The following is a 2,862-nucleotide window of genomic DNA, read 5'->3' on the forward strand; positions in this document are numbered from 1 at the left end:
GACCAGAAGCGGCAGCGTCATGAAGTTGATCGAAGCCGGCGCGTATGATGCTCCGTAGGTGACTGAACCGGCCGACAGACCCGCAAGAACGACCAAATAGAGCGGCGCCTGTGGAGTGGTGTATCCGTTCGTCAGCACGGCCAGAAAAGACCATGCGATACCCGACGCCAGAGCCAGCATCCCGTAGAGAGAAAGTCGGGCACCGACCGGCTTCAACCCGCCATCGGGCCCACCATCGGGGACATCCGATTGGGCAAGCGCAAGTCCTATGCGAGCGCCGTTTATCAGGCTGACCGCCGCAAACCACAGCACCGCCGCAAGGCCGCCACCCGAAAGCATCTGCACCGCCAGGACCAGGGCCGAGAGGACCGTACCGACGGGCATCGAAACGAAGAGCCCCACCCTGAGATCGGCGAGCTGATCCCGCAGGATTCCCGCTTCCACGGATTCGCTTTGCCCCTGGGGCACGGAATCTGGACCAGCCTGCTTGGAATATTTCATGCCAAATGGCTAAGCGAGTGGAATGAAAATCACGTTAAGGATTTCAGCAGCTTACGGGGCACCGGGTAGAGATGGGCGAGCAGGCCCCCGGCGGGCTCTTCGCCGTCGGAGTTGAGGCTGCCCGCAGGTTCGGCCGAACGGATCGTCCCGACCCTGCCCCGCTGCTTCGATTGGTAGAAGGAAGCTGCCAAATCGACCGAAGCTGCCGGCGCGCGCCTGAAATCGGGCGCGCGTCACGGCGGTCGAGGTAGCGTCCGACGCTGGACCGGTCGAGATCAGTGCGGCGCGCCGTCTGACGAGTGCAGAAGTCTCCAGGTCAAGCCGATGCGACCATCGAACTTCGATGCAAAATGTTCGGCAGCGACGTCCTCCAAGCCATCATCGACAAGAGCCTCGACGCTTCGCCGCATCAAGGCGAGCTGCATCTCGCGAGCGTGCTCCACGTCCGTCTCCCTCATTATTTCGGTGACGTGGTAGGCGACAACGGGCTGGCCAAGGCAAGACATAAGTGCGCTCGCTTCGGCTGTCACCGCTGTAACTGCTTCTTCGATCTTCATTTTGGCGCTCCTCATCGACTTCGATGCTTGCGCCTCCCCGTGAGACGACGGTGTCCCGTCGCTTTTTTGGTCGGCCGCCTACAGGCGAACATCTCAAGTGCGCCGGTGCGACGACTCTTTTCCTGTTCAGGCTCCCGGAGCGAACCACCGTTTCGCTCCAAAATCAGTATCCTCCAAGATCGAATTAAAGGCGATCGGATAGTTAATCGATGGTTAACGGAGACGATCGCATCTTAAGCGATCAGCGTTCGGGCAATCCCGCCTGAATCAAGGCTTCGACCACCTTGTCCGCCCATTCCGGCGTGTTCCGAAAGATAGGCAGCGACCGGTATCGCTCGATCGTGAAGCCCGGTTGGGCGGTGAGCAGCTTTTGCGCGGCCCAGCGGGCGGTCTCCTGGTCGCCGTTCATCGCCGACCAGGCCGCGAGGTATCGATAGGACATGATGATGTCGGGATGGGCGGCGATCACCTCGCGGGCGATGGCGACGGCCTGGGAAAGGGAACCTGTCTTGGCCAGGGCTGTGGCCATTCCCAGTCTCATGTTGAATGCGAACGGATCCATCGGGCTCAGCGTCATCGCCCGCTGGAACCGTTCCGGCGCGCGGACGGCTTCGTCCTTGTAGATAGCGATCCAGCCATGGCGTGCCCATGCCCAAGCATTGTTCGGATCGAGCGCGAGCGCTCTTTCGATGAAGGTGGTGGCGCGCTCCTGCTCGCCGCACATGCTCAATGCCGATCCGGCGGCGGCCAAAGCGGTCGGATCGTCGCCGATCGAGCCCGCGGCTTCGACCGCCGCGCGCGCCCTTTCCAGCTCCCTTTCCGGCTGCTCGGCCCACAGATACGCGGCGTTCGAGGCGCAGCACCACGCCAGAAGCGCATGCGCGCGACCATAGGCCGGATCGATGGCAATCGCTCTCTTGAGCAGCTCTATTGCCTGGTCGTTGGTGTCCTTGCGGCGGCCCCAAATGTTCGGATAGGCGCGCATGACGAAATCATAGGCCCGCAGGCTGGTCGGCGGCTTGCGCCTGGCAAGCTCGATCTCGGCGCCGCGGATGGCCGGATGCATGGCGCCGGCCACCTGCGCCGCGATCCTGTCCTGGAACTCGAAAACGTCCTCGGTCGCGCCCTCGTAGCGCTCGGACCACAATTGTGTCCGAGTGTCGGCATCGACGAGCTGCACGGAAATGCGCAGCCGGTCGCCGCCCCGCCGAACCGTGCCTTCGACCACGTAATTCACGCCGAGTTCCCGGCCGACCTCGCGCACGTCGGCGAAGCGTCCCTTATAGGTGAAGGCGGACTGGCGTGCGATGACGAAGAAATCCCGGATGCGCGAAAGCGCGGCGGTGATCTCCTCGACAACGCCGTCGGCGAAATACTCGTCCTCCGCCCCGCCGAGATTGTCGAAAGGCATCACCGCCACCGATGGCTGGTCTTGCGGTCTCGCGGGCGTGGCGACAGGCTGGACCGGCTGGGCGGTGTCGTGCGTCGACGTGGTCGGGCGATTTCCGCTCCGCGTTTGCAGCGACGCCGCCAGTGACTGCGTCTGCGCCTCGGGCTCCACGCCCAGATACTTCTTCAGCGCCGCGCGGCAGGTCTCGAACTGACGCAAGGCCGCGTTTTCGTGGCCCCTCGCTGCATGGATGCGCATCAATGCCCGGTGCGCAGGCTCCGCGGTCGGATCCGAGGCAAGCAGCCTTTCCGCCAGCCGTTCGCAAGCTGCTTCATCCGCGGATCCGGCTTCGGGCGGCGCAAGGCTCAGGCGCTCCGCCAGCTGCTGCGCCTTCTGCCGGTATCTCACCTGATA

The 2,862-nt window shown here is 63.6% G+C and carries 2 protein-coding genes and 1 pseudogene; all 3 read right to left on the reverse strand.

Features of this window, described 5'->3' with window-relative positions:
• Positions 1–501, reverse strand: a pseudogene (locus EOA29_RS31490) (GGDEF-domain containing protein); the annotation flags it as partial.
• A gap of 275 nt (positions 502–776) precedes the next feature.
• Positions 777–1,058 (reverse strand): hypothetical protein, encoded by a 282-nt coding sequence (locus EOA29_RS31495; protein WP_245464721.1) that lies wholly within the window; start codon positions 1,056–1,058, stop codon positions 777–779.
• Between the two features lie 241 nt (positions 1,059–1,299).
• Positions 1,300–2,862 (reverse strand): BTAD domain-containing putative transcriptional regulator (locus tag EOA29_RS31500; RefSeq protein WP_245468602.1); only part of this gene is annotated, 1,563 nt, incomplete at its 5' end.

The sequence above is a fragment of the Mesorhizobium sp. M1E.F.Ca.ET.063.01.1.1 genome (assembly GCF_003998155.1).
Classification (GTDB): domain Bacteria; phylum Pseudomonadota; class Alphaproteobacteria; order Rhizobiales; family Rhizobiaceae; genus Mesorhizobium.

Coding starts and splice junctions, on each gene's coding strand:
- EOA29_RS31495 (WP_245464721.1), bottom strand. CDS start 1,058: ATGAAGATCGAAGAAGCAGTTACAGCGGTGACAGCCGAAGCGAGCGCA.